This window comes from Amycolatopsis albidoflavus, from assembly GCF_039525725.1.
GTDB lineage: Bacteria > Actinomycetota > Actinomycetes > Mycobacteriales > Pseudonocardiaceae > Amycolatopsis > Amycolatopsis albidoflava.
In genome coordinates, this window is sequence record NZ_BAAAHV010000003.1 from 432231 (window position 1) to 458515 (window position 26285).

24 protein-coding genes, 1 tRNA gene, 1 other RNA gene and 1 riboswitch are annotated in these 26285 nt (G+C 69.3%); of the genes, 12 read left to right on the forward strand and 14 right to left on the reverse strand.

The window, feature by feature from the left end; all coding sequences use genetic code 11:
* Nucleotides 1-214 precede the first annotated feature (214 nt).
* Nucleotides 215-2326 (reverse strand): DNA polymerase III subunit gamma and tau, encoded by a 2112-nt coding sequence (locus ABD156_RS03070; protein ID WP_344265973.1) that lies wholly within the window; start codon nt 2324-2326, stop codon nt 215-217.
* Between the two features lie 24 nt (nt 2327-2350).
* On the opposite strand from ABD156_RS03070, the gene ABD156_RS03075 reads away from it, so the two are divergent.
* Nucleotides 2351-3223: a spermidine synthase gene (locus ABD156_RS03075; protein ID WP_452039180.1), complete on the forward strand. Its 873-nt coding sequence runs from the start codon at nt 2351-2353 to the stop codon at nt 3221-3223.
* Nucleotides 3224-3229: 6 nt separating this feature from the next.
* Here the strand turns inward: ABD156_RS03075 and ffs are convergent.
* The 4 genes from ffs to ABD156_RS03095 form a co-directional block, all read right to left on the reverse strand.
* Nucleotides 3230-3329: signal recognition particle sRNA small type (gene ffs / locus ABD156_RS03080), an RNA gene on the reverse strand.
* Nucleotides 3330-3334: 5 nt separating this feature from the next.
* Nucleotides 3335-3829 carry a GTP-binding protein gene (locus ABD156_RS03085; RefSeq protein ID WP_344265976.1) on the reverse strand — a complete coding sequence of 165 codons (495 nt, stop codon included), beginning with the start codon at nt 3827-3829 and terminating at the stop codon, nt 3335-3337.
* 3 nt (nt 3830-3832) lie between these two features.
* On the reverse strand, nt 3833-4252 hold the full coding sequence (locus ABD156_RS03090) for a roadblock/LC7 domain-containing protein (RefSeq protein ID WP_009084595.1): 420 nt from the start codon (nt 4250-4252) through the stop codon (nt 3833-3835).
* A complete protein-coding gene (locus ABD156_RS03095; protein WP_344265983.1) occupies nt 4249-6594 on the reverse strand; it encodes a sensor histidine kinase in 2346 nt (781 codons plus the stop codon). Before ABD156_RS03095 ends, ABD156_RS03090 begins: the two co-directional genes overlap by 4 nt.
* 261 nt (nt 6595-6855) lie before the next feature.
* Between ABD156_RS03095 and ABD156_RS03100 the strand changes: the two genes are divergently transcribed.
* Complete coding sequence (locus ABD156_RS03100; RefSeq protein ID WP_344265986.1) at nt 6856-7761, forward strand: serine/threonine dehydratase; 906 nt, start codon at nt 6856-6858, stop codon at nt 7759-7761.
* Here ABD156_RS03100 and ABD156_RS03105 read toward each other — a convergent pair.
* The 3 genes from ABD156_RS03105 to ABD156_RS03115 are packed head-to-tail and all read right to left on the reverse strand — an operon-like array spanning nt 7748 to nt 11825.
* Nucleotides 7748-9565: an ArnT family glycosyltransferase gene (locus ABD156_RS03105; protein ID WP_344265989.1), complete on the reverse strand. Its 1818-nt coding sequence runs from the start codon at nt 9563-9565 to the stop codon at nt 7748-7750. The two genes, ABD156_RS03100 and ABD156_RS03105, sit on opposite strands and share 14 nt — an antisense overlap.
* A gap of 45 nt (nt 9566-9610) precedes the next feature.
* Complete coding sequence (locus ABD156_RS03110; protein ID WP_344265991.1) at nt 9611-11098, reverse strand: sensor histidine kinase; 1488 nt, start codon at nt 11096-11098, stop codon at nt 9611-9613.
* Entirely contained in the window at nt 11073-11825 is a 753-nt protein-coding gene (locus ABD156_RS03115) for a response regulator transcription factor (RefSeq protein WP_344265993.1), read from the reverse strand. The genes ABD156_RS03110 and ABD156_RS03115 overlap by 26 nt, the downstream gene beginning before the upstream one ends.
* Nucleotides 11826-12005: 180 nt before the next feature.
* On the opposite strand from ABD156_RS03115, the gene ABD156_RS03120 reads away from it, so the two are divergent.
* A complete protein-coding gene (locus ABD156_RS03120) occupies nt 12006-12581 on the forward strand; it encodes a hypothetical protein (RefSeq protein WP_344265996.1) in 576 nt (191 codons plus the stop codon).
* 69 nt (nt 12582-12650) lie between these two features.
* Nucleotides 12651-12845, forward strand: coding sequence for a hypothetical protein (locus ABD156_RS03125; RefSeq protein WP_344265998.1), 195 nt, complete (start codon nt 12651-12653; stop codon nt 12843-12845).
* Between the two features lies 1 nt (nt 12846).
* Here the strand turns inward: ABD156_RS03125 and ABD156_RS03130 are convergent, their stop codons facing one another.
* The gene (locus tag ABD156_RS03130) at nt 12847-13293 is read right to left on the reverse strand and encodes a nitroreductase family deazaflavin-dependent oxidoreductase (RefSeq protein ID WP_344266001.1); all 447 of its coding nucleotides are present in this window, start codon (nt 13291-13293) and stop codon (nt 12847-12849) included.
* 125 nt (nt 13294-13418) lie between these two features.
* Between ABD156_RS03130 and ABD156_RS03135 the strand changes: the two genes are divergently transcribed.
* Entirely contained in the window at nt 13419-14099 is a 681-nt protein-coding gene (locus tag ABD156_RS03135) for a TetR/AcrR family transcriptional regulator (protein ID WP_344266004.1), read from the forward strand.
* A gap of 46 nt (nt 14100-14145) precedes the next feature.
* Nucleotides 14146-15663, forward strand: a complete 1518-nt coding sequence (locus ABD156_RS03140; protein ID WP_344266006.1) for a 3-hydroxyacyl-CoA dehydrogenase — start codon at nt 14146-14148, stop codon at nt 15661-15663.
* A gap of 116 nt (nt 15664-15779) precedes the next feature.
* Here ABD156_RS03140 and folP read toward each other — a convergent pair whose 3' ends face one another.
* The 3 genes from folP to ABD156_RS03155 form a co-directional block, all read right to left on the reverse strand.
* Nucleotides 15780-16631: a dihydropteroate synthase gene (gene folP, locus ABD156_RS03145; protein ID WP_344266008.1), complete on the reverse strand. Its 852-nt coding sequence runs from the start codon at nt 16629-16631 to the stop codon at nt 15780-15782.
* 25 nt (nt 16632-16656) lie between these two features.
* Nucleotides 16657-16747, reverse strand: a riboswitch (ZMP/ZTP riboswitch).
* Nucleotides 16748-16823: 76 nt separating this feature from the next.
* Nucleotides 16824-19802, reverse strand: a complete 2979-nt coding sequence (locus tag ABD156_RS03150; protein ID WP_344266010.1) for a PQQ-dependent sugar dehydrogenase — start codon at nt 19800-19802, stop codon at nt 16824-16826.
* A gap of 93 nt (nt 19803-19895) precedes the next feature.
* Nucleotides 19896-20528 carry a L,D-transpeptidase gene (locus tag ABD156_RS03155; protein ID WP_344266012.1) on the reverse strand — a complete coding sequence of 211 codons (633 nt, stop codon included), beginning with the start codon at nt 20526-20528 and terminating at the stop codon, nt 19896-19898.
* Nucleotides 20529-20788: 260 nt separating this feature from the next.
* Between ABD156_RS03155 and ABD156_RS03160 the strand changes: the two genes are divergently transcribed.
* Complete coding sequence (locus ABD156_RS03160) at nt 20789-21301, forward strand: hypothetical protein (RefSeq protein WP_344266015.1); 513 nt, start codon at nt 20789-20791, stop codon at nt 21299-21301.
* Here ABD156_RS03160 and ABD156_RS03165 read toward each other — a convergent pair.
* Nucleotides 21291-22178 carry a serine/threonine-protein kinase gene (locus tag ABD156_RS03165; RefSeq protein ID WP_344266018.1) on the reverse strand — a complete coding sequence of 296 codons (888 nt, stop codon included), beginning with the start codon at nt 22176-22178 and terminating at the stop codon, nt 21291-21293. The two genes, ABD156_RS03160 and ABD156_RS03165, sit on opposite strands and share 11 nt — an antisense overlap.
* A gap of 17 nt (nt 22179-22195) precedes the next feature.
* Nucleotides 22196-23938: an HsdM family class I SAM-dependent methyltransferase gene (locus tag ABD156_RS03170; RefSeq protein WP_344266021.1), complete on the reverse strand. Its 1743-nt coding sequence runs from the start codon at nt 23936-23938 to the stop codon at nt 22196-22198.
* Nucleotides 23939-24015: 77 nt separating this feature from the next.
* Between ABD156_RS03170 and ABD156_RS03175 the strand changes: the two genes are divergently transcribed.
* From ABD156_RS03175 to ABD156_RS03195, 5 genes are all read left to right on the forward strand, one after another.
* A complete protein-coding gene (locus ABD156_RS03175; RefSeq protein WP_344266024.1) occupies nt 24016-24765 on the forward strand; it encodes a PP2C family protein-serine/threonine phosphatase in 750 nt (249 codons plus the stop codon).
* 63 nt (nt 24766-24828) lie between these two features.
* A tRNA-Ser gene (locus ABD156_RS03180) sits at nt 24829-24913 on the forward strand.
* 102 nt (nt 24914-25015) lie between these two features.
* On the forward strand, nt 25016-25393 hold the full coding sequence (locus tag ABD156_RS03185; protein ID WP_344266027.1) for a nuclear transport factor 2 family protein: 378 nt from the start codon (nt 25016-25018) through the stop codon (nt 25391-25393).
* A 371-nt stretch (nt 25394-25764) separates the two neighbouring features.
* Entirely contained in the window at nt 25765-26025 is a 261-nt protein-coding gene (locus tag ABD156_RS03190; protein WP_009084635.1) for a hypothetical protein, read from the forward strand.
* 5 nt (nt 26026-26030) lie between these two features.
* Nucleotides 26031-26279: a hypothetical protein gene (locus ABD156_RS03195; RefSeq protein WP_344266033.1), complete on the forward strand. Its 249-nt coding sequence runs from the start codon at nt 26031-26033 to the stop codon at nt 26277-26279.
* Nucleotides 26280-26285 lie beyond the last annotated feature (6 nt).

Here is a 26285-nt window from a genome sequence, read left to right on the forward strand (position 1 = left end):
CTGAGGGACTCTGATTCCCTCAGGGTTCCCCTCACGGACGGCAAATCCGTCCGTGGCAAGAGCTGCGGCGGCCAAGGCCACGCGACTCCGCCGCGCATGGCGCTGCCGCGCCACGTGCCCGGCTTTGGAAGCCAAGTTCGAGAGAGTGCCCCTCGCAGCACGGCCTCGTGAGTGTTGGTGCCGGTTCTAACCGGCACCGCAACTCACGAGGCGGTCAGTCCAGCGGACGCGCGCCGAGGTGGTCTGACAGGAGCTTGCGCGCGATCTGCTCCGGGTCCTCCTCCGCGGGCGGCGGCGGAGGGGGCGGGACCGGGCTGGAGTCCTCGGAGTAGATGTCGTCGTCCTCGTCCGAGGGCTCGGGCGGGAGCGGGATGTCCGGCTCGCTCGTGGTGACGCGGGGACGGCTCGGCGCTTCCGCCGCAGGCTTCGGCGGGGCCGGAGGCGCGGCGGCGGCCGCCGGGGGCTGGGCCGCCGCGGACGGACGCGTGAACGACCGTTCCGGAGCCGGTGCCGCCGGTTGCGGCCGGGGAGCCTGCCGCGCCGGAGCGGCGGCCGGGGCCGCGCCGTGCACGCAGCGGACCTGCCATTCGCCGCCGAGCACCTCGCTCAGCCCGGCCGCGATCTTGCCCGCGTTGCCCTGATCGCTCAGCCGCCGGGCGAGCGGTTCGGACTTGTGCGTCAGCGTGACCGCCGACCCGTCGACCTCGGCGACCGCGGCCTGCGTGAGCATGGCTTCGAGCGCGCGACCGCCGGTGAACTTCCGCAGCGACGCCAGCAGTTGCGGCCATTTCTCGCGTACCTTGGCCGCGTCGACGCCGCCCGCCGCCGGGGCTTCCTCCGCGGCCGGAGCAGCCGGAGCCTCCGGCGCGGGAGCGGGTGCAGGCGCGGCGGCAGCCGGAGCAGGTGTTTCGACGGGAGCGGCCGGACGGCTGACCTCCGGACGCGCAGGACGCGCGGGTTCCTCCGCAGCCGGACGAGCCGGTGCCGGGGTCGCGGCCGGTGCCGGTGCGGCGGGAGCTTCCTGAGCCGGACGCTGCGAAGGCCGCTGGAACCGAGCCGGAGCTTCCGCCGGAGCAGCGGCAGCGGCCGGAGCGGGACCGGCATTAGGCGCAGGCGCAGGACCAGGGGCGACAGCGGGACCAGCCGGGCCAGCCGGAGCGGGCGCACCAGCCGGACGCCGCTCCAGCCGTTCGATCCGTGCCAGCAAGGCTTTCTCCGCCTCGGTGACCGACGGCAGCAGCATCCGCGCGCAGAGCAGTTCGAGCACGAGCCGCGGCGAAGTCGCGCCGCGCATCTCGAGAAGTCCATTGTGGACAATGTCGGCGTAGCGGGACAGCGTGGCCGGGCCGAGCTTCTCGGCCTGCTCGGTCATCCGCTTCAGCTCGTCGTCCGGCGCGGAGACCAGGCCGCGTTCGCCCGCTTCCGGGACCGCGCGCATCAGCAGCAGGTCGCGCAGCCGGTCGAGCAGGTCGGTGGCGAATCGGCGCGGATCGTGTCCGGCGTCGGCGAGTTTCTCGACGGTGCCGAACACTTCGGCGGGATTGTCGTTCGCGAGGCCGTCGACCACCGCGTCGATCAGCGCGGTGTCCGTGACGCCCAGCAGCGCCATCGCCCGCGGATACGTGACGCCTTCCGGGCCGGCGCCGGCGAGCAGCTGGTCCAGCACCGACTGGGTGTCGCGAGCCGAACCGCCGCCGGCGCGGATCACCAGCGGGTACACCGCGGGCTCGACCGTCGCGCCCTCGGCGGCGACGTTGCGCTCCAGCAGTTCCCGCATCGAGTTCGGCGGGATCAGCCGGAACGGATAGTGGTGCGTGCGCGAGCGGATGGTGGTGAGCACCTTGTCCGGCTCGGTGGTGGCGAAGATGAAGATGAGGTGCTCTGGCGGTTCTTCCACGATCTTCAGCAGGGCGTTGAAGCCCTGCGTGGTGACCATGTGCGCCTCGTCGATGATGAACACGCGGTAGCGCGATTCGGCGGGCGCGTAGAACGCCTTGTCCCGCAGTTCGCGGGCGTCGTCCACGCCGCCGTGGCTGGCCGCGTCGAGTTCGGTGACGTCGACGCTGCCGGGGCCTTCCGGCGCGAGCGCGCGGCACGAGTTGCACTCGCCGCACGGATCCGGGGTCGGGCCTTGGGCGCAGTTGAGCGAGCGGGCCATGATCCGCGCGCTCGACGTCTTGCCGCAGCCGCGCGGCCCGGAGAACAGGTACGCGTGGTTGATGCGCCCGGCGGCCAGCGCCGTGCGCAGCGGTTCGGTCACATGCTCCTGGCCGACGACCTCGGCGAAGGTCGCCGGACGGTACTTCCGGTACAGCGCGAGAGCCACGTGCCCGAGACTACAGTGAGCACGGTGAGCCCCTCCCGTTCCGGTCGCGGCCGTGCGCCGAGCGGCCCGCGACCGGGCAGTTACCCGGTGCGGTTCGGGACCGCCGAGCTGCTGCGCGACGCCGATCGGCCCAACGCGTGGATGCTTTCGGTGGACGGGGTGGCGCAGTCTTACGTCGATCTGGACGACCCGACGAATCTGGAGTTCGACTACGTGCGCCGGCTCGGCGATCTGGTCGACTTCCTTCCTCCCGGCCCGCTCGACGCGCTGCACGTCGGCGGCGCGGGCTGTTCTCTCCCGCGCTACGTCGCCGCGACCCGGCCGGGTTCGCGTCAGCTGGTATTCGACGCCGACGAGCCGCTGATCGACCTGGTCCGCGAACACCTTGAGCTGCGCGGCGTCCCGAAGCTGCGGGTCCGGATCGAGGACGGCCGCGCGGGCGTGCGCAGCAGGCACGACGCGACGGCGGACTTGATCGTGATCGACGCCTTCGAACGCGCGACGCTGGCCGGCGGCTTGGCGACCGTCGAATTCGTGACGGACGTCGCCCGCGTGCTGCGGCCGGGCGCCACGATGCTGGCGAATATCTCCGACGGGCCAGGGTTGCGGTTTGCGCGCCGATTCCTCGCGACGCTGGCGGAGGTGTTTCCGCACGTCGTCCTGCTCGCCGAGCCCAGCGTGCTGCGCGGCCGGCGATTCGGCAATCTCGTGCTGGCCGCCTCACGGCTCGAACTGCCGACGGCGGAGCTGACCCGGCGCGCGGCGTCCTCGCCGTATCCGGCGCGGGTGGTGCACGGGGACGAGCTGCGTCAGCTTCGGGGGAAGGCCGCCCCGGTGTCCGACGCGGAAGAGCTGCCCTCGCCGGTGCCGCCAGACGACGTCCTCGGCCTGTTTTAGGGCAAAAAAAAGCGGGTTCCCCCCGTACCCGCCAGAGCCCGCTTATCCTTGCTGCCTTCCGGCCCTGGGGAAGTTCACAGGGTGGACGCCACGGGGGGTCCCCGCAGACGACTATAGCGGACTCGGTTGCGGCGCCCGCGACCCCCGCGCCACCCCGGCTCCGACGAGGTCGAGGACTTCCCGCACCGACGCCGGGTCGCGGGCGTCGAACGGATGCACCGGGATGCCGTCGCGCACGGTCAGCGCCCAGCGCACGTCGTGCAGCGGCCGGGTGAGCAGGCCGTCGAAGCAGTTCACCCCGACCACGAACGGCAGCCGCAGCCCTTCGACCGCGTCGAGCACCGGGTAGGCGTCGGCGATCCGGCGCGGGTCGACCACCACGAGCACGGCGTCCGCGCCCCGCACGAGGTCCGGCCAGCGGAACCAGAACCGGGCCTGCCCCGGCGCGCCGAACAGGTACCGCCGCCGCTCGCCCTCGCCGAATCTGCCGAAGTCGAGCGCGGCGGTGGTGTCGCCGGCGTCGGTGCGCACCGGCGCGATCTCCGAAACGGCGTGCACCGCCGTCGTTTTCCCGGCTCCGGCCGGGCCAAGCACGAGAATCTTCACGGGTCAGGCGAACGCGGTGTTCTTCAACTCCTCGACCAGCGCGGGGGTAAGGACTTCGGACGCGCGGTTGGCGAACATCGCCATCTCGTAGGCGATCGTGCCGAGGCTGGCCTGTTTGTTTGCCAGCACGCCGAGCGAGCAGCCGATGCTGATGGTGCAGACCACCAGGTAGCCGCGTTCCAGTTCGACCACGACCTTGTCCGGATCGCCGAGCGGATGGCTTTCGGACACGCTCTGGGCCAGCGCGAGCATCGCCGAGCAGGTCGCCGCGAGCCGGTCGGCGTCCGCGCGGTCGAGGTCCTGCGACGCGGCGATCAGCAGCCCGTCGGCGGACACCGCGAGCGCGGCGATCGCGCCGGCGGTGTGCAGCGCGAAGCGGTTGACCAGCCAGTTGAAGTTCTGCGCGGCGGCGGGAACGGTCATGATCCTCCTTGATCGGCCTGCTGAGCGGTGACTTGCTGTGCTTTGGCGACGCCGTCGGAAAACGAGTCGAAGGTGGCCCGCTCGGCGGCCGGATCGCGCAATTCGCGGCGCGGCAACGGGGTGCGGACGATCTGCGGCAGTTTGAGCCCGGGGGCCAACTGGGCGCCGGGGACGCGGCGGTAGACGCCGTCGCGGGATTCCGGCTGCACCACGGTGAACTGGTGAGTCGGGGACGGGTCCGTGACGTCCTGCGCTTCCGAAGTGTCCTTTTCGGACTCTTCGGTTTCCCCCGGCTCATCGGGCAGTTCCAGCGTTCCGGCGCGCGAGGCGAATTCCGGTTCCGCGTCCGGCCATTCCGGCGTCTCGGCCTGCTCCGGCTCTTCGGTTTCGGGCTCCGGCGGGTCGATGAACCACCGGAACCCGGCCGGAGTCGGCGCGGACAGTGCGGCGATCGCGGGCGCGGGCAGCAGCACCGGACGCGGATCCGGCACCTGTCCCGGTTCGAAAAGCCCTGGCCCGCGACGGAAATCGACGTCGCGGGTGAACAGCGCCTGCGGCACCGAGACCTTTGCCGTCACGCCGCCGTCCGGAGTGGACTCCAGCTCGACGCGCAGCGAATGCCGCTGGGCAAGCCGTCCGACCACGGCCAGGCCGAGTTGCTGTCCGGACGCCGCGTCGACCGGTTCGGCGAGCCGCCGGTTCTCCTGCGCCAACCGTTCCGCGGACAGCCCGACGCCGTGATCGGCGATGCGCACCAGCAGATCGCCGGACGGCTGGAACTCCGTCGAGATCTCGACCGCGGATTCCGGCGGCGAGAACGCGGCCGCGTTTTCCAGCAGTTCGGCGAACAGCAGCACCAGGTCGATCCCCAGCGACGGCGCGAGCAGCGCCTCGGCCGGGTCGTCGAGCCGGATCCGGGATTCGTCGTCGATTTCCGCGGCGGCCGAGCGCAACGCGGTGGCCAGTTCGATCGGACCGCCGACCCGGGTTTCGTCGCGATTTCCGGTCACCACAAGCAGATCGTCGGCAGTGCGGCGCAGCCGGAGCGCGGCGTGTTCCACCCGATGCAGCCCAGCGAGCAACACCGGATCATCCGCGCCGCGCGTCAATTCCTCGACCACCGTGCGCTGGCCCGCGACCAGGTTCTGCGTGCGCTTGGCGGCTCCGACGAGCAGCTGGACACCGGCGCGGCGTGCGTTCGCCTGCTCGGTGACCGCTTCCGCCGCGGAGCCGCGGAGCCGGTTGAACGCGGCGGCCAGCTCGGCCAATTCGCCGCCGGTTCCGGCGTCGAGAGCGGGCAGCAACGGTTGCGGCGGACCCGATTCCGGCTCGGCGACCTGAACCAATTCAGCGGCAGCGAGGTCGGCAGTCGAGCGCGCTTGCGTGCTGAGCCGACGCAGCGGCCGGACGACGGATCGCGCGGCCAGCACGGACAATGCGGCAACCAGTCCGAAAAGGACAATCGCGGCGCCGCCGATGATGAACGCTGTCCGGGTCGCGCTGGACGCCTTCGCGGCAGCGGCGTCGGCGATCGCACCGGAGAGCCGGGCTTCCACCGCGCCGCGCTGATCGGCGAGTTGTGTACCGGCAGTGACCACATCGGACACAAACTGCCGGTCTTGCCGCGGCGCGGCGGCCAGCCGGTCCAGCTGTTGAGCCGTCGCCCCAGTCTCGACCGCGGCGAACTGTGCCGCGTCCTGGTTCCCGGCCAGCCGGACGAACTGTTCTCCGTAGACGGCAGCACGCTGACCTGCGCGATCAGCTCCAGTGGACGCGATCAGCGCGGTCGCCCTTGCCGCCCGTTGCTCGTCCGCGCGCAGCAGTGCGTCAAGGGCGTTGAGCTGCCGAGCGCCGGTACCGTCCGAAGTGGCCAGTCCCAGCGCGTCGATCACCCCAGTGGACAGGGAATCGTAGCCGGACGCCACATCGGCTACGGAAATCTGACGTTTGAGCGAGTTCTGCCGCAGTTTCGACAGTGCTCCACCCGAGCTGACCAGGCTGTCCGCGACGCCGTGCGCCGCGCTGTCCACCGCCTGCCGCTGCCGGACAAGCTCCGTATTAGTGGCCGACGGATCAGCGACAAAAGCCGCGGTGAGCAGGCTTTCCCGCTGCAACTGTCCAACCAGGCCGCCCGCCCGCTGCGCCCGGGCCGCGGCGTCCGAAGTGGTCGCGGCCGTCGACGCGGCGGTGACCTGGGCAAAGACGAGCGGAACCGCCGCCGCCAAGACCAGGACCAGCGGAGCTACGACCACCACGGTCACTCGCGCTTGCACAGTGCGGATCCCGAGGCGGTCGAGCAGCCGCGCAGCGGATTCGTGCGACCGGGCCGAGCCGTCGCGCATCCACGTCACCTTCCGTTCCCGAGGAGTCCCGACGAGACCGAGGCGTGGAGTGCACCGAACGGGGACACCCGCAGGACGCTACTACTCTCAGTAGTACTTGTCGCGGTACGCACATGGTCGGACACCCCACGTCTGCGCAGAGCTTAGCGAGATCCGCAAGATCTAGACAATGCCCTCTTGTACCGTGTCGCGCCCTGACACGCTGGGGTTTTCCCGGCGAGCGGCACGCACGCCGGTACGCCCGAGAGGACAATGGCCGATATGCCCTCCCTGCCTGTCGCCGCCGACGTCGCCGCTGCCCACCTCCGCCTCGGACCACACGTCCGGTGGACGCCGCTGTTACGCACCGAAATCGACGGCCGACCGCTCGTCCTGAAGCTGGAGCACCTCCAGCGATCCGGTTCGTTCAAGCTCCGCGGCGCGGTAAACGCCCTGCTCAGCGGTCCTAAGCCGAAGCGAGTGGTCACGGCGTCGGGCGGCAATCACGGCCTCGGCGTCGCCACCGCCGCGCACGCGCTGGGCATTCCCGCCGTCGTCTACGTGCCGGAGTCCGTGCCCGACGCGAAGGCCGCCGGCATCGAAGCGGCGGGCGCGAAGCTCATCCGGCATGGCACGGCCTACGCAGAAGCCGCGGCAGCCGCGCTGGCGGTCGCCGAGGAACCCGGCACCCGCTACCTGCACGCGTACGACGACGCCGACGTGATCGCTGGTCAAGGAACCGCGACCGCGGAGATCGTGGCCGACGCTCCGGACGTCGACGCCATCGCCGTCGCGGTGGGCGGCGGCGGGCTGGCGTCCGGCGCGACGCTGGCGTCCGGCGGCCGTCAGGTGTTCGCGGTGGAGCCGGAGCACTGCCAGGCGCTGCACGCCGCCCTCGCCGCGGGCGAGCCGGTGGACGTCACGATCGACTCGGTCGCCGCTTCCGCGCTCGGCGCGACTCGCGTCGGCGAGCTGGCGTTCGGCCTCCTCAACTCGCCGTCCGTCACGTCCGTGCTGGTGTCCGACGCCGAGATCCTCGCTGCGCGCGACCGGCTGTGGCGCGATTTCCGGCTCGTGGTCGAACCCGCCGCCGCGGCACCGCTGGCCGCCTGGCTCGCCGGGCGCGTCCCGGCCGAGCTGCCGTGTTTTGTCTTGTGCGGAGCCAATATCTCGGTCAGCTTTGAGTGAGGTCGTACACCTTCGCGCCGCCGACCGTGGTGGCGCGGAAGTGCTGCTCGACCCAGCTCGTGATCTTCCCTGAGGTGCCGCGGCTGCCGCCAGGGCCGCCGCGGCCGCCCCGCGAGGCGACGACGAAGTAGTGGATGTCGCCGCTCGTCACGTACTGCTGGAATTGCGCGAGCGTCGGCGCGGGGTCACTGCCGCTGAAGCCGCCGACCGCGAGCACCGGTTTGCCGCTGCCCAGAGCCAGGCCAGCGGCCTGCATCGCACCGGTTTCGGCGGCGGCCCACTTCGTCGTCGTGTTCTCCAGCAGCCGGTTAAGCTCCACATTGGACTGTTGTGGCCCACCGAAACTGGTGCGGCCCTTGTGCTGGCTTTGCGGCCCGGACGCCGGACTTCCGCCGGTGTGCGCCGTCGACGCGGTAGCCACCGTGAAAGACGCCATCCCCAGCAACGCAGCCACGATCGCCAGCGCCGCGACAGCTCGGCGCGCAGTCCCGATCAGCAGCGCGACCACGCCTAGGACGCCGAGCACCAGCACGGTGTACCGCACCCACGGCTGCCAGTTCGGAGTCCGGTGCAGCAGCACGAAACTCCACGCGACGGTCGCCGCCAGCATCACCGCGAGCACCGCTCGCGGGGCCAGGTAAGCGCGGCCGCGCCACAGTTCCATCGCGGAAATCGCTACGGTGGCGGCGATTCCCGGCGCGAGCGCGACCGTGTAGTACGGGTGGATGATCCCGCTCATGTAGCTGAACACGAGCGTGCTGATCACCGTCCAGGCGCCCCACAGCAGCAACGCCGCCCGCGCGCGGTCAGTGCGCGGCGCTCGGCGGGTGAACCACAATCCGGCCACGAGCCCGATCAACGCCGCGGGCAACAGCCAGGAGGCCTCGCCGCCGAATTGCTGAGTGAACAACCGAGTCAAGCCCGTCTGGCCGCCAAAGCCATGCTCAGCGCCGGGAAACTCCGGCAATTTCGGTTTCGCGTCCCCGCCGTGCGACTGTCCGAAAATCCGGCCGAGTCCGTTGTACCCGAAGGCCAATTCCAGCACGCTGTTGTTCGTCGACCCGCTGATGTACGGCCGATCCGCCACCGGCCACAACGCCACCGCGAGCACCCACCAGCCCGCGGAAACCACCACCGCGCCGGCCGCGGCGAGCAGTTGCCACACCCGCCGTCCCAGCGAAGCCGGCGCAGCGACCGCGTACGCGAGCACGAACGCAGGCAACACCAGGAAGGCCTGCAGCATCTTGTCGAGGAACCCGAAGCCGATCGCGACGCCCGCCAGCAGCAGCCACTTCGTGCTCGCGTTTTCCAGCGCCCGCACCAGGAAATACCCACCGGCCACAAGCAGCAGCACCAGGAACGCGTCTGGATTGTTGAACCGGAACATCAACGCGGCCACCGGAGTGAGCGCGAGCAACGACCCCGCCAGGATCCCGGCCACCGGACCGGAAAGCCGCCGCACCGCCAGATACAGCAGCCCGACCGAGCCCACGCCCGCCAGCGCGTCCGGCGCCAGCATGCTCCAACTGGAGAATCCGAAGATCCGCCCGGACAATCCCATCATCCACAGGGAAAGCGGCGGTTTGTCGACGGTGACCACGTTGCCCGGATCGAGCGAGCCGAAGAACCACGCTTTCCAGTCCCACGTGCCCGCCTGCACGGCCATCGCGTAGAAGTCGTTGCCCCAACCGGAAATCGCGACATTGGCGAGGTACAGCGCGGCAGTGCCGAGCAGCAACACCGTGACCGCGGGGCGAACCCAGCGTGGCGTGCCCACCGCGGCGGGCGCGTCGACAATCGTCATGCCCGCAATTCTCACGGCCCGGGCTGTGCGAGGGCTGTGAATCACTCACGAAGGAGTGTTGCCACCGTCACGCAATTGCGGGAACGAGGCGACGAATTCGGTCCGTCCCGGCCCGCTGGCGACCATCACCCGCCCGGAATGCGCCGCTACCACCGCGGCGACAATCGCCAGGCCGAGCCCGGTACTCCCGGCAGCACGCGAACGAGAATTGTCGCCACGGGCGAACCGCTCGAATACCTCGGGCAGGATTTCCGGCGGAATTCCCGGCCCATCGTCCACAACGGACAAAGTGACCCATCCGTCTCGTGTGGACAGTGCGGTCGTCACCGTGGTGCCCGCGGGCGTGTGCGTGCGGGCATTGCCGAGGAGGTTCAGCACCACCTGGTGCAGTTGCCCGGAATCGCCCAGCACCGCGATGGGTTCGCCGGGAAGTTCCAGCAGCCACTTGTGTTCCGGTCCGGCGACGTGCGAATCGGCGACCGCGTCCGCGACCAGCCGGGACAAATCGACCGGCTGGTGCACCACCGGGCGTCCGGAGTCGAGCCGGGCGAGCAGCAGCAGGTCTTCCACGAGCGTCGTCATCCGCGCCGATTCGGATTCCACCCGGCTCATCGCGAACGCGATGTCCGGCGGCACCTGTTCGCCGCTGCGCCGGGTCAGTTCCGCGTACCCGCGAATCGCGGCGAGCGGCGTGCGCAATTCGTGGCTCGCGTCCGCGACGAACTGCCGCACCCGGCTTTCGCTGGCCTGCCGGGCGGCGAGCGCCTCGGCGATGTGGCCCAGCATCCGGTTGATCGCCGAACCGACCTTGCCGACCTCGGTTCGCGGGTCAGTGTCCACTTCGGGCACTCGCTCGGACAGCGCGACCTCGCCGCGGTCCAGCGGCAGTTCGGAAACCCGGGAAGCGGTGGCAGCGAGCCGGTCCAGCGGAGCCATCGTGCGCCGGATCGTGACCGCACCGGCGAACCCGGCGACGAGAATGCCGCCGAGCGCGACGCCGCCGAAGATGAACCCCAACCGCCACAACGTTTCCGTGACCCGGGTCATCGGCAACCCGATCACGGTGAACTCGCCGCGCGGCGAATACGTCGAGATCACGCGGTATTTCCCGAGATTCCCGGGAAGCTCGACCGTGCGGCGCTGGCCGTTCGGCGCGAGCACGAGCAAAACCCGTTCCTGCTCCGTCGTCAGCTGAACGAGACCGAGCGGGCCGATCACCTGCCCGTTCACGTTTCCGTCGTGCACCGTCAGGCTGAGCGTCCCCTCGGGCTGGCCGAGCACGCGCAGCGGGTCCGGCGGCACCTTGCCGGTGCCGTTGATGGGCGGCCGCGGCACGCCGTGCCGGAACCCGCGATCGCTCGCCGCCGCCAGCTGTACGTCGAGCTGCCCGACCAGAAAACTGTTCAACGCGAGCTCGGTGACCACGCCGACCACTACGCAGACCAGCGCGAGCAGCGCCGCCAGCTGCATGATCAGCCGGCGGCGCAACGACCACGGACGGCGGCGCTCAGCCCGCGGCAGGTTTGAGGACATACCCCGCGCCGCGCATGGTGTGGATCATCGGTTCCCGATCGGCGTCGATTTTCTTGCGGAGATAGGAAATGTACAGCTCGACGATATTGGCCTGGCCGCCGAAATCGTAGCTCCACACGCGGTCGAGGATCTGCGCCTTCGACAGCACCCGGCGCGGATTGCGCATCAGGTAGCGCAGCAGTTCGAACTCGGTCGCGGTGAGCGGCACCAGATCCCCGCCGCGGTGCACCTCGCGGCTGTCCTCGTCCAGCGTCAGATCGCCGACCACGAGCTGCGACCCGGTCGACCCGGAAACCCCGCCCGCCCGGCGCAGCAGCGCGCGCAGCCGCAACGCCACCTCTTCGAGGCTGAACGGCTTGGTCACGTAATCGTCGCCGCCCGCGGTGAGCCCGGCGATCCGATCCTCCACCGCGTCTTTCGCGGTCAGGAAAAGAACGGGCAGATAAGGCGTTTCGGCGCGCATCCGGCGCAGCACCTCGAGCCCGTCGAAATCGGGCAGCATCACGTCGAGCACCACGGCGTCCGGCCGGAAATCGCGGCCGACGCGCACCGCCTCGGATCCGGTGCCCGCGCTGCGCACCTCCCAGCCCTCCATCCGCAGGGCCATCGACACGAGTTCGGCCAGCGTCGATTCGTCGTCGACGACCAGCACGCGGACCGGGCTGCCGTCCGCGCGGCGCAGTTCGGCCTTGCCCCGGCCGGCAGATGCGGCGTTCACACTGCTCATGGTGCCATCTTCGGGGCCCGCCTTCAGGTCGAGCTGTGCCCCGGCTGTGCGTTTCCTGTGCAGTGCGCCCCCGCGTTCCCCCGCCTGGGTGCACAGGTGTCCCCCACGTCCGGCACAGCTTCCGCACAGCGCGCGCCCCGACGCTCGGGAAGAACCAGCTCGAACGTTCCGGAGGAGACCATGACGACCGATCCAGCACAGGGCGCGACCTGGGGAGAGCAGCCTGCTCCCGCATCCGGCGGCAGCGGCCCGGGGAAAGCGTGGTCGGGCCGGAAGACCGCGATCGCGGCGGGCGTCGCGGTAGTGATCGCGGTGGGCGGCGGGCTGGCGATCTGGGCGGGCACCAGCGGCAACAACGCGACCGCACAGCAGGGTCAGGGTCCCGGCGGCTTCGGCGGCCCAGGAGGACCCGGCGGACAAGGCGGTTTCGCCGGTCGCGGAGGAATGGGCGGGATGGCCGCGCTGCGGGACGCGCTGCACGGCGACTTCGTGGTGGCCGATCCCGCCGGCGGGTACGTGACCGAACGCCTGCAAACCGGGACGATCACCGAGCTCAGCGCCACCTCGGTGACTCTGACGAGCAAGGACGGCTACAAGCAGAGCTACACGCTGGATTCTTCGACCAGCAAAACCGGTTCGCCCAAGTCCGGCGACAACGTCACGGTGGTCGCGAAGGTCCAAGGCACCACGGCCACCGCGACCTCGCTCGGCGAAGCCCAGCAGTTCGGCAACGGGCAGCCTCGCCGCCGCGGGTAGTCCGTGAAGGGCTCCTTGAGGGAATCTGGTTCCCTCAAGGAGTCCTTCACAGCGAGCGAGGAGGCTGTCGTGAAGCGGTGGATCACGCTGGCGTGCGGTGTGGTGCTGGTGCTCGTCGGCGCGGTGTGGGTGCTGCAGGGCGTCGGCGTGCTGACCGGCAGCTTCATGACCGGACAGAAACTCTGGTTCCTGATCGGGCTGGTCGCGTTCCTGGTCGGCGTGGTCCTCGTCGCGGCCACAGCGTTCCGGAAACGCACGCACTGACTCACCGGGTGAAGATCTCGAACACCGGGTAGCCCGGCGCGATCTCCAGCAGCTTCTCCTCCGGCGCCTTCGCGTCCACGCCGTCGAAGAACGCGCCGACCTCGAACGCCCAGCGCTTGAGGTACGAGCGCAGGATGACGGGCTTCTCCTCGTCGGCCAGCTCGCGGTAGGTGAAGGTCTCGGTGCGGCGTCCGACGGTCAGCTGGCCCTCGCCCGCGGCGCGGAGATTCCGCACCCACTGGGTTTCGCCGCGCGCGGCCACCAGGTACTGCTTGCCCTCGAACGGCAGCAGGTTCACCGGGACCTCGCGCAGTTCGCCGGACTTGCGGCCGCGCACGCCCAGCACCCGGCTGCCCCACACGCTGAGGCCGCGCTTGGTGAGCCAGCGGACGAAGCCGTTGAAGGCCGCCATCGTCTTGCTCGGTTCGAGGTAGCGGGTGCTGGTCATGGGATCCTCCTCGGCTTGCGAGAGCGGTGCTCTCTGTTGTGAACAGTGAACACCGGCACGCGTCGGCTGTCAAGAGCGGTGCTCTCGATTTTGCGCAGCGCTCTCAATCGAGGCACACTGATCGCATGACTGCCGCACCCCGGACCGCCCGCGAACGAGTCCGCGCCGAGCTGACCCGCGAGATCAAGGACGAGGCCCGCCGCCAGCTGGCCGAGGTCGGCGCGCTCGGACTTTCCCTGCGCGCGGTCGCCCGTGAGCTGGGGATGGTCTCGTCGGCGCTGTACCGGTACTTCCCGAGCCGGGATCACCTGCTCACCGCGCTGATCGTCGACGCGTACAACGCCGTCGGCGAGGCCGCCGAACAGGCCGACCCGCACACCGAAGACCCGCGCACGCGCTGGCGAGCCATCTGGCGCGCGACCCGTGAGTGGGCCCGCGCCAACCCGCACGAGTACGCGCTCATCTACGGCTCGCCGATCCCCGGCTACCAAGCTCCGCAAGACACCGTCGGACCCGCGGGCCGAGTGGCGTTCGCGCTGGTCGCAGTGCTGCGCGACGCACATCCGCACGAGCCGGCGGTCACCGCGCCGATGTCGGCGGAACTGCGCGCGCAAGCGGATCAGCTCACCCGGATCCTGGAGATCGACGCGCCCGCCGAGGTCGTCATGCGGGCCATCGGCGCCTGGACGCAGCTGTTCGGCGCGCTCAACTTCGAGCTGTTCGGCCAGTACGTCGGCAGCGTCGACCCCGCCGACGCGTACTTCGAGCACCTCATCGGGCAGATGGCGGACTTCGTCGGTCTGTAGTCCGGGGTAAGTTCGCCGTGGCGCAAGAACGAAAGGCGGGTTCGACGTGACGGGATGGGCCGGACGGGTCGGCAGGATCCGGGTGATCGGCACCGGCGTGATGGGACGAGGCATCGTCCAGCTCGCCGCGACCGGCGGAGCCACCGTGGAACTCGCGGACGCGGCACCGGACGCGGTGAACGCGGCGATCGAGCACGTCAGCGCGATGGTCGACCGGTTGGTCGCGAAGGGCAAACTGGCCGAGGAGGCCGGCCGCGCGGCAAAGGAACGGTTGGTCCCGGTCGACGGCCCGCTCGCGCCCGCCGAGGGCGTGGACCTGGTGATCGAAGCCGTCCGCGAAGACCTGGAAACGAAGCAAACCCTCTTCGCCGGCTTGGAGAAGGTCTGCGGTCCCGACACGATCTTCGCGACGAACACCAGCTCGCTGTCGGTCACCGAAATCGCCGCCGGGATCACCGACCCCACGCGCATGGTCGGTCTGCACTTCTTCAACCCGGTCCCGCTGATGCGCCTGGTCGAGGTCATCCCCGGCGCCCGCACCGCCGATTGGCTGCCCGGCGAAGCGCTCGAACTGGTCCGCGGCTGGGGCCACGAACCCGTGCTGGCCAAGGACGCGCCCGGCTTCCTCGTCAACCACGCAGGCCGTGGCCTGAACACCGAAGCCCTGCAGATCCTTTCCGAGTCTCTCGCTTCTCCCGCCGAGATCGACCGCATCGCACGCGACGTCCTCGGCCTCAAGCTAGGCCCGTTCGAACTGCTGGACCTCACCGGCCTGGACGTCTCGCACGCAGTGTTGGAAAGCATCTGGAGCGGCTTCCACGCAGAACCGCGCCTGCGCCCGTCGTGGCTCACCCGCCCGCGCGTCGCCGCCGGACTCTTCGGCCGCAAAACCGGCGAAGGTTTCTACCGCTATCCGGACGGAAAACAGGAAGTCCCCGCGGAGGCTCCGGCCCCGCCCGCCCCCGCCATGCCGGTCTACGCCGCCGACGAACGCCTGGGCCGCCTGCTGTCCGCGGCAGGCGTCGACGTCGTCCCAGACGCCTACCCGGACACGGTTCTGCTGGTGACCCTGCGCGGAGAGTCCACTGTGGAGGCTGCCCGGCAGTTGGAATTGCCCGCCTCGCGCGTCTGCGGAATCGACGCCCTCGGCTACGAATCGCGCTTCACGATGTCTGTCCATCCTGGACTGGACCCCCAGTACGGCCGCGCCGCCTGGGCCGCCCTGGCTGCCACCGGAACCCCGGTGACGGTCGTCCGCGACGGTGCCGCCCCCATCGCGCAACGCCTTCTGGCTTCGATCATCAACACGGCCTGCTACATCGCCGACCAGGGTCTAGCGGCCCCCGCCGACATCGACACCGCCGTGCGGCTAGGTCTTGGCTACCCCCGCGGTCCCCTGGAATGGGGAGACCTGGTCGGTCCGGAAAAGGTTCTCCGGATTCTGAACGGGTTGCTGCGCGCCACCGGGGATCCTCGCTACCGGCCCAGCGGTTGGCTGACTGAACGGGTTGCGTTGGGCCTGCCGCTCGCCTCCACCGGTACCCGTCCGGCTGATCTGGCCTGATTTTTGTCGGTGGTGCGCGGTAGCTTAGGCAGTGCTGGCGGATCCGGAGAGGATGCTTGCCGGACGCCCGTTTCGAGCTTGATGCTCAACCGGAAACAGGGCAGTGTCGAGGCGCGTCATCGGCTGGTGCCCGCGTAGTGGTCCAAGGCAGCGAGGACGGTGAGTGCGTCCCGAAGCGCCGCGACGTCGTGAGTCCGGATGAAATCGACGCGGTGGCTGGCGGCGTACAGCTCAGCGGCCAGGCTGGCCGGGCCGATCTCCGCCAGCTCGCGTCCGGTGATCGCGCGCAGGAACGACTTCCGGGACGGCGAGACCATGATCGGGACCCCGAACCGGGTCCTGATCGCGCGGAGCGCGCCCAGCACTGCCAGCGACGGTTCCGGCGTGGCGCCGAGAAAGTAGCCGAGCCCAGGATCGATGATCAGCCGTTCGCGGTCGATGCCCGCCGCTTGGAGCGCGGCCAGCCGCTGGTCGAAGAACTGCTCCAGCGCCGTCAGCACTGTCTGCGGGTCGGTGCGCACCTTGGTCGCGGGTCCCCGCCGCTGCACCGAGTGCATGACGACGAGGCGGCATCCGGTATCGGCCAGCTCCGCATACCGTGCGGGGTCCGGAAATCCCTGGATGTCGTTGAGAAACGTGGCTCCACGAGCAGCCGCGAACCGGTGAGTCTTGGACTGGAACGAGTCGACCGACACGGGGATGCCGTCGGCGACCAAATGGTCCAGGACCAGGTCGAGGCGCCGCACTTCCTCGTCGGCGGTCACCGGCGCGGCGCCCGGATGGCTGGCCGCGGGGCCGAGTTCGACGACGTCCGCGCCCGCCGCCAGCAATCGGCGCGCGTGCGCGAGCGCGTTCGCCGGCGTCAGGAATCTGCCGCCGTCCGAGAACGAGTCCGTGCTGACGTTGACAATTCCCACCAGCTGAGGCCGGTGCCAGGATTCTCTCGAAAAGGCCAGAGGTCGAACCATCGCCGTGTCTCCCGGATCTCGATCCTGCAAGAGCCCAGGCGCACGGCACGACGTCACGTGGACGAGGCCGCTCCCCGATGGTGATCCATCTTCACACGCCAGTCACAGCCTAACGACACAGTAACAAGAAATCCCGGTGCGGAGCTACCGTCGGCCGAGCGATGGCGCACCGACGGCAGCCCCGAGAACGACTCACCACCGGTAGTCCGTGGTCACCCCATTCCGGAAAATCACATATCCGCCCCGGAAATCGCTTCGGGCGCCCCCGCTGATCGGATATTCATCCGAGGTAGGCAACCCCAGATACCCGTTCTCCCATCCCAGCGCGGCCCATCGCTTGCGGATCTCCCCCTGCACCATGTGCGCCCCGGTCCCCGCACTCCAGTAAATCGAGCCACCGCCGGTGAAGTGGTTGTACCGCGCGATCCCGTTAGGGGTACTGGTTTCATCGGTAGTCGGATAACCGAGACCTCGCTCCCAACCCAGCGAAGCCCACTTGTCCCGAATGGCCCCACCGATCTGATGCGCCCCAGTAGCCGGCGTCCAGTAGATCGACCCGCCAGTGAAGTGGTTGTACCGGCCCACCCGATCCGGCGTCGCGGACTCATCCGTAGTCGGATAGCCAAGACCCCGTTCCCAACCCAGCGAAGCCCACTTGTCCCGGATCGCGCCGCCGATCTGATGCGCCCCACCGGAAGGCGTCCAATAGACCGACCCGCCGGTGAAGTGGTTATACCGCCCGACCCCGTCGGGAGTCCCGGACTCATCAGTGGTCGGATACCCGACCCCACGCTCCCAGCCCAGCGCGGCCCACTTAGCCCGAATCTGCCCTTGCACCGAATGCGCGCCCGTAGAAGACGTCCAGTAAATCGACGCGGCCTGGCTTGCCGGGGTACCGATCAAATGGTTGTACCGCCCCACCCCGTCCGGCGTCCGGGTCTCGTCGGTCACCGGCGGCCCGTACAACTGATGCCCGCCGATCGCGAGGTACCGGGCCAGGATCTGCCCGCCGATCTCATGCACTCCAGCGGCCGCGGACCAGTACAACCGGCCGTTCGCGTAAACCCGATAGCGCACCGGGCCGTCCACGACCTCAGGACCCGTTGGCGCGCCGAGCAAACTCCGCAACCCAGGTTCAGCCGCATATCGCTGGTCGATCGCCGTGACGTAGTTGGCGGTAAGGGTCATGTCATTGGCGCCAACGGTGATCGACCACGAAGAGGTAGCCGGACCGCCCTGCCAACCGGTGAACTTGGAGACCCCGTCAGTGCCGACCAACGCCGCGGTCACGTCGAACGTCGCACCCTCTGTGACCATCGCGCTGCTGACGCCGCCCTCGCTCGGGATGCTCAACGCGGCAGGCTGCGTCCCCACCAACGTCAACCGATGCTGACGCGGGTAAGCGACATACGTCTTGCTGGCCTGCACCCCCGCGCTATCGGTAACAGTCGCGGTGAACTCCATCCGAGAGTCCGTGTGATCGGTAAACGGAACCGTCAGCGTGGGCCCAGTCGCCCCGTCTCCAGGATGCACATGGCAAGCCCCAAGATCCGGACAGTGCCGAATCAACGACGTCCACGTAACCGGAAGTGCCCCGTCCTCAACGTCAGTAGCCGTAGCCGACAACGAAACCGGCTCACCGACGGCGAAGTTCTTGTCCGGAGCAGACAACGTCAACACCGGCGAGTGATTACCCGGCGCGACAGCAATCTTCGCCGTCCCAATCCCGCCAAGCGGATCCGAGACGGTCAACGTCGCCGTAAACGAAGCACCATCCCCGTACTGATGGCTGGCCTGAACCCCAGCACCAGTACTGCCGTCCCCGAAGTCCCAGGCGTAGGTCAGCGGATCTCCGTCAGCGTCAGTAGAACCACTGGCGTCAAAGGAAACCGTACGAGTATCCGGATCCGTCGAAGACGTCGCCTTGGCCACTGGCGGAGCGTTGTTCGTCGAGTAACTCAACCGCCGAAGCACCCCGGCGTTGAGGTCACTGAAGACGATATCCCCATTGGGCGCGGCAGAAATCCGAGTAACCCCACCGACATTCTGGAACGGCGGCGGACTCGTCGGCACCTGCGTGAGCTTGCCCTGGGCGTCATAACGCAGCGTCCAGATCTTCTGCCCCGCGTAGTCGCCGAAGAAGTACGCACCCTGGTAAGCAGCCGGATAAGTAGTGCCCCCATACACAATCCCGCCAGTGACACTGTTGCCCTGCGCAGGACCAGTCCCGTGCTGGTAGTCCCACAACGGCGGAGTGTTCACCACGGAAGCACAACGCGCGTCCGTCGAATAGCCCGGCGTGGGATGGTTCCCCTCGTAACAAGGCCAAGCGAGATTCGCGCCAGGCTGCACGACATCCAGCTCTTCCCAGGTGTACCAGCCGACGTCGCCGACCACCGGCAGGCCGCTCTTCGGGTCGAGACTGAACCGGAAGGGATTGCGGAAACCACTTGCGAACACCTTGCTGCGAGCGGAATCCGGCGCGGAAGCGTTGTAGTACGGGTTGCTCGGCACGCCCTTGCCGTCCGCGGTGAGGTGCAGGATCTTGCCGAACGGCGAATCGAGGTCCTGCGCGACGAAGGCGACCGGGTTGGTCTTGCCCGCGTCGCCGTTGTCGCCGACGGAGTACCAGAGCGTGCCGTCCGGCGCGGGGTAAACGGTGTCGAGGCCGTGGATGTAATACGGGCTGCCGGGCAGGTCGAAAATCACCTGCTCGCCGGTCAGTCCGGAGGGATGGCCGTCGCCGTCCACCTGCACGGTGAACTTGGCGGCGCGCAACGTGTACTGGCCGTTGCCCAGCGACACCGAGCGGTTCAGGTAGATCTGGTGCGAGGTGACGTAGTCCGGCGCGAGCGCGATGCTCGTGAGGCCCATGTCGCCCTGCGTCTCGACCGGGAAGGTCGCGATCCGCTGCGGCGCGCCGGCGCCCGCGGCCGGGACCCAGTTGACGACGCCGGACTTGCCGAGCGCCAGCACGCTGTCGTCGGGCAGCCAGGCGAAGTCGGTGAACTCGTACTGGCCGAGCCCGGTGGGCAGGTCCCGCAAGACGAACCCCGGCGGCAGCGCCGGAGTATCGGCAGCTGCCGCCGGGGCGACCGCGATGTCCACAACGGGAACGGCGACCGCCACGAGTGCGGCCACGAGCAGGGAACGGAGCTTGCGCCAGGCCATCCAAGGCCCCCTTTCTCAGCGAGGAGTAATCGCTCAAAAGGGGGATGGAGTTGCCTCTATCGGGTGATATTTATCCGAACGTGACGCTCTGGGTCAGGGCACGACCTGGACGACGTCGCCGACGTGCAGGGTGTTGAAGAACCGCAGCGACGACGCCGCCGACAGGTGGATGCAGCCGTGCGAGTACACCTTCAGGCTGCCGGTGTGGAACGCGTCGCCCGGGTAGAAGAAGACCGAGTTCGGCATCGGCGCGTTGTCGAACTGCTTGCTCAGGTGCATTTTTTCCTTGGACAGCACGTGGAACGTGCCGGTCGGGGTCGCGTGCCCCTTGCGCCCGGGCAGCATCGAGACGGGGCCGTAGATGACCTTGCCGTCCTGCAGCAGCCAGGCGCGGTGCCCGGAAATGTCGACACAGGCGCTGGTGCCGGAAGCGGCGGCGGCCGCCGCGCACGGAACGTCGGCGCTCGGCTCCGGGTCGGCCTTCGGCTGCGGCTTGGGCGCGGGTTTCGGAGTCGGCTTCGGCGTCGGAGTCGCGCTGGTGCTCGCCGGGCTGCTGCTGGTCGCCGGGGCGGAACTGCTGGCCGGCGCGCTAGCCGACGAGGTGGGCGCGCTCGCCGCGGCGGGAACCGCCCCGCCGCCGGAAGCCGACCCGGCCGTGCCGCCGGAGCACGCCACGAGCCCGAAAGCCGCGGCCAGCGCCGCCATCCCCACCAGAACCCTTTTCACGATCCGGTACCCCCGCATTCGGTCGGGTCACATTCGGTAGGACCCGTATCACCCGAATAGACGACCATCACCCCCACGTGGTTGCTCGGAAATGGTCACGATCCGGCGTCTCCACCCCCGGGTTGAGCCGCGGATCCACCCGGCACCAGCCCGTACGCCGACGAAAACCGCACCGATCCCGGTGAGGCTGGAAGCACGCCGGGCAGCCTCCCGGCACCCGCCGCCGGCCGGGCGAAGCCGACCACCTCCGAAGGAGCACCGTGAACCTCGGCCCGCTCACCATCGTTCTCTACGTCGCGATCGCGGCACTCGTCCTCTACCGGGTCGTCTACCGGCAGTGGCGCGGCACGCTGCTCAGCCGCAAGCGGTTGCTGACGCTGCCGTTCATCCTGACCGCGATCGGCGTGTTCTCCGCCGCCACCGCGTTGCAAAGCGCGACCGCCACGGAATACGCGCTGCTGGCTGGCGACGTTGTAGTCCTTGGCCTGCTGGGCGTCCTGCGCAGCTCCACTTCGGTCCTCAGTGCCCGCGAAGGCACGACGTTCGTGAAGGGCACTCCGCTCACGTTGGTGCTGTGGTTCGCCACCATCGGCGTACGCGTTGGCTTCTCCTTCATCGGAGCCGCGCTCGGCGTCAGCAACACCGTGACGTCTTCGACGATCATGCTCACGATCGGCGTCAGCATCGGCGTACAGAACGCCTTCACCTACTACCGCATCCAGAAGCTTGGCCTGCCGCTCTCGGAGCAGACGCCCGCGAGCATCAGCCGCTAAGCCCCACCATGCGCGCGTACATCCGCGAAGGGCTCAGCACCGTTGCCGGGTGCAGGAAACCCGGCAACGGTGGCAAGTCGCGCGCGAAAGGCACGAGATTCGCGTACAGCACTTCCGCCCCAGACGGTCGCGCCGAAGGATCCTTCGCGAGCGTCGCGGCGAGAAGCGCGTTCAACTCTCGCGGTACGCCGGGAACGACCGGCGCTGTTTCCTTCACCTGCTTGTCGAACACCGCGTACGCCGTCGGCCCGGTGAAGACCGGACGGCCAGTCAGCATCTCGTGCAGTACGCAACCGAGCGCGTACAGGTCGCTTCGCGGCTCCGCGTGCCCACGCTGGATCTGCTCCGGAGCCATGTACGACGGCGTACCCAGCAGCTGTCCTGCGCGCGTGAAGCGAGCAGTGTCGGCTTCGCGCAACACAGCGAGCCCGAAGTCCATCACCTTCACACTGCCGTCCGGACAGAGCATCAGGTTGGCTGGCTTGAGATCACGGTGACAGACCGCGCGAGCGTGCGCCGCCGACAGCACCGCGGCTGCTTGCGCCGCGATTGCCGCCGCCCATGGCACCGGCAGCGGACCGTGTTCGGCGATCAGATCGTCCAGCGTCACGCCTTCGACGAACTGCATGACCTGGAACAGCCGGTCGTCATGCGCGCCGAAGTCGTACAGCGTGGGGGCGCCGGGATGGTCGAGCGTGGCGAGGATCCGCGCTTCGCGCGCGAAGCGTTCCTCCAGCTCTTCGTCGCCGCCGGGCAGCCGCAGCAGCTTGATCGCGACGTGCCGGCCCAGCCGCCGGTCGAGCCCGCGGTGCACCGAACCCATGCCGCCCCGCCCGAGCGGCAGATCGTCGACCTCGTAGCGGTCCGCGATCAGCATGGGCCCCCTCACAGCGCTCACCCGCCACCGGGCTTCAGCCGTCCTTCGGCGAGTGCGGCAAAGCCTAGCCGCACCAGGTCGCGGCCGATTTCCGCGGTTTGCCGCAGCGCCCGGTCGAAGTCCGCGAGCGCGCGGAAAGCGACGCCGTACGCACGCTGCGTTTCGAGCGGATGCCGCGGCACCTTCAACCGCCGCGCATCGATCCGGGTCGACGCGCTGTGCACCGGGAAGTCCGCGGCGCGCAGGCAGCCGGCGAGGAACTGCGCGTCGAGCAGCTCCGGATCCACGCGATAACGGGAAAGCGCGGGACCGAGCCGCACCGGAGCTCCACTGTGGACGATCACCGCGCCGGTGACCGACGCGACCACGTCGCCTTCATGCGCGAACACCGCCGCCGGATCGGGCGCGGCATGCCCGGTCGGTGGGCCACCGATTAGGACGTCGTCGGTGGTCAGCACGGCTTCGTCGCCGTCGGCGGTCCGCGGCGGCGCGTGCGTGATCCGCAGCGCGCCCGCCTTCACCAGCTCGCCGACAGTCGTGTGCGCCGGTTCGCCGGAAGCCGGTTCCAGCTTGGGCAGCTCGATCCCGATCTGCCCGAATAGCCGTTGCGCGGCAAGGAAAGCCTCGCCCGAGTCACTCTCGCCAGGGCGACCGGACGGCGTGAGGTCGACGTCGTCGTCGAGCACGTCGATGATGCGTTCGCCGGTATCCGGATCGGCCAGAAAGTCCAGCCACACCTGCTCGACGTTCTCCGCGGTGGTGTCGGCGATCAGCACGGTCGCCGGCGCGCGCTGCTCCGGCTCCGGTCGCGTGAGCAGCCAAAGATCGGTGCCGGCCGCGAGCGTGCACACCGCACGCAACGCGCCAGCGCGCAGCAGATTCGCCCGGATGCGCTTCCCGCTCCGCCGCCCGGCCGCCGCCCCCGGCATCAGCACCGCCACCGCGCCGCCGGGCTTCACGTGCGCTAGGCAATGCTGCACCCACGCCAGCTCCGACTCGCCGCGCGGCGGCAAGCCGTACTCCCAGCGCGCGTCGCCGACCAGTTCCTCGTGCCCCCAGCCGCGCTCGTTGAACGGCGGATCGCACAGCACGACGTCAGCGAGCCGATCGGCGAAAGCGTCCGCGCGCAACGCGTCCGCGGCGTGCACCTCGGTGTCCGCGCCGTGCAGCCTCAGCCGGATGCCAGCGATCCGCGCGGTGTCCGGATCGACGTCCTGCCCCCGCGCCCGGGTCGCGGCGGCGGCCAGCAGCAGCGACCCGAACCCGCACGCCGGGTCGAGCACCGTGGCCCCCTTCGCGCCGGTCAGCCGCACCATCAGGTCGGCGTACGCGGTCGGCGTGGTGGACAGTCGACGGGCATGGGCCTCGAAGAAACGGTCGCAGAGCTGCTCGAACGTCTCCGCCGCGCCTTCGCTCGACGCGAGCTGGGAGATCAACGCCAGCAGCTCCGCATCATCGGGCCCCTCAGCATCGTCCGCGAGATACTCGCCGACCGCCGCCAGCCGCGCGCCGAGGTCGAGGTCATCGCCAAGGGCACGCAGCCGTTGCCACGCCTCGTCAATCGGCGCGAGTTCGAACGGACGACCGCGTCCGCGCAGCCACGCCTGCACCTCCGGCAGCGAAAACAACGGGCTGGACGCCGTGCCGCCTACGGGTTTGGGAAAATCGTCGTGGCGCCGCCGCCAGTTGCTCACCGCCGCCCGGCGCACGCCCGCCAGGCGCGCGATGTCGGCCGCACTCACCGCCGCGTCGTCTGCCATGACGAGCACGATAGCCGACGACAGCGGTTTCCATCGTTTTGCTTGTTAACTCAGTCAACCAATGGTTTCATGGGGGCATGGCCACCGAGCAGACCCGGTTCACCCTGCGCTACTCCGCGGGATCGGATCAAGGGCGACGACGCACCAACAACGAGGACTCCGTGTACGCCAGCGGGCGGATGCTCGTGGTGGCCGACGGCATCGGCGGCCAGCCGCACGGCGAGGTGGCCAGCTCGACCGCGGTCAGCGTGCTGGCCTCGCTGGACGCGGAGCTGCGCACGCTGGACCTCACCGCGCACAACCTGTCGAATCTGCTCTCCGACGGCGTCCGCCGGATCGCCGAACAGCTCGCCCAGGTGGCCGAGGAAACCCCCGCCACCCAAGGCATGGGCACCACCCTCACCACCCTGCTGTTCGACGGCACCCACTTCGCCGCGGCGCACGTCGGCGACTCCCGCGGCTACCTTTTGCGCGACGGCGAACTGCAGCGCATCACCCGCGACCACACCCTGGCCCAGGCCCTGGTCGAAGACGGCACCATCAGCGCCGCCGACGCCGACCACCACCCGCGCGGCTCGATGCTGATGAAGGCCCTCCTGAGCACCGGCTCGGCCGAACCGGACGTCTGGGAGTTCACCCCGCAAGCCGGCGACCGCTACCTCCTCTGCTCCGACGGCCTCACGGCGGGCGCCAGCGAACCGGCCATCCAGGACGTCCTCGCCGACGGCACCCCCGAGGAAATCGTCCCGCGCCTCATCGCACTGGCCAACGAGGGCGGCGGCCCGGACAACATCACCATCGTGGTCGCCGACGTCGTCCCGGCCTGAACCGGTTCGCGCAGGTCGGACCACCTGCGGAAGGCGAAAGGGCCATCCGGTATTCTTCCCCACGGAGGATTGGCCGAGCGGCCTAAGGCGCACGCTTGGAAAGCGTGTTGGGTTCACGCCCTCGCAGGTTCGAATCCTGTATCCTCCGCTGCAACACCACGAAGGTCCCGGCTTCTCAGAGGCTGGGACCTTCGTCGTTTCCGCGTAAATCCCTTGCCTGGCAACGATATTCCGCTGGCAGAATTCGTTCATGAACCACAGCGCAGCTCAAGAGTTCGCCGATCACTGGGCCCAGGCGTGGAACGCCCACGACCTCGACGCATTGATGACCCACTTCGCCGACGACGTGACGTTCCGGTCCCCGGTCGCGGTTCAGGTGATCGGCGGCGACGGCGTGCTCCGCGGCAAGGCGGCGCTGCGCGCGTACTGGGCCGAGGGACTGCGCCGGATTCCCGATCTCCGCTTCGAGGTCATCGGCGTCTACGTCGGACTCGGCGCGCTCGTCGTCAACTACCGCAACCAGAAGGGCGGACTGGTCAACGAGGTCCTGGTCTTCGACGGCGATCTCGTCGTCGAGGGTTACGGCACCTACCTCGGCGACGACCCGAATCCGGCAGGCGCTCGCTGAACCGGGCGGCGGGCCGTCGCTGTCCGCAACCGGGGCAGGGGCTCGGATCGGCCGAACGGTCCTACCCGCTAGGCTTCGCCGCAGACTTCATCGCAGCCGTCCGGAGAGGTTTCCCGGTGTCACGAATACCGTTTTGACCTGGGCGTTGGCCGTCGCACGAACACCGAGAACCCGCAGGTCAGAAGGCTGAAACGCGGGTTTCGGGCCCCGCGTGCGCACCCGAGAAGCCGACGCCCGACTGGCCCCGGATGCCCGACCGCGTCCGGGGCTTTGTCGATTCTCCCGTTCCCACTTACTTACCGAAGACACCTGATCACGCTAAGTTTGTATGTGGTCGTTTCAGCCCATGACGCACCGAGGAGCCCGCCCCCATGGCCGGAGTGGAAGAGATCCGCGCTGGTATCGCGCTCGCGAACGAGAAGGCGTCCGCGAGCATCGCCGCGCTGCAGCAGGCAGCGCAAGCACTCGAAGAAGCACAGCTGTCGCTGTCCCAAGCCACCCAGGGCAGCAGCCAGCACGAGGTGAACCAGGCGCACGGCCTTCTCGCCGAAGCGCTGCAAGGGATCACCGGCATGCAGAGCACCATCCAGGCCGGCATCTCGTCGGCCGATTCCTACTCGGCGCGGCTTTAACGCCGATGTCGGGGCTCGCCGAAATCCACCAGTTGCTCACCTCCGCGCGAGCGGGGGTCGGCGACGGACGGGCGCATGCCGAGCGGGCGAGGACTCTGCTCGGCGACGCCCGGCGCGCACTCGTCGACGCGCAGGCCAAGGCAGATCCGTGGCTGCCGGGCCAGTTCGCGCAGGCCGACGAGGCGCTTGAACACCTCCTCACCCGTTTAGCCGCCGCCGACGATTTGGTAGGCGGATACCAGTCACGCCTGTAGGGATGA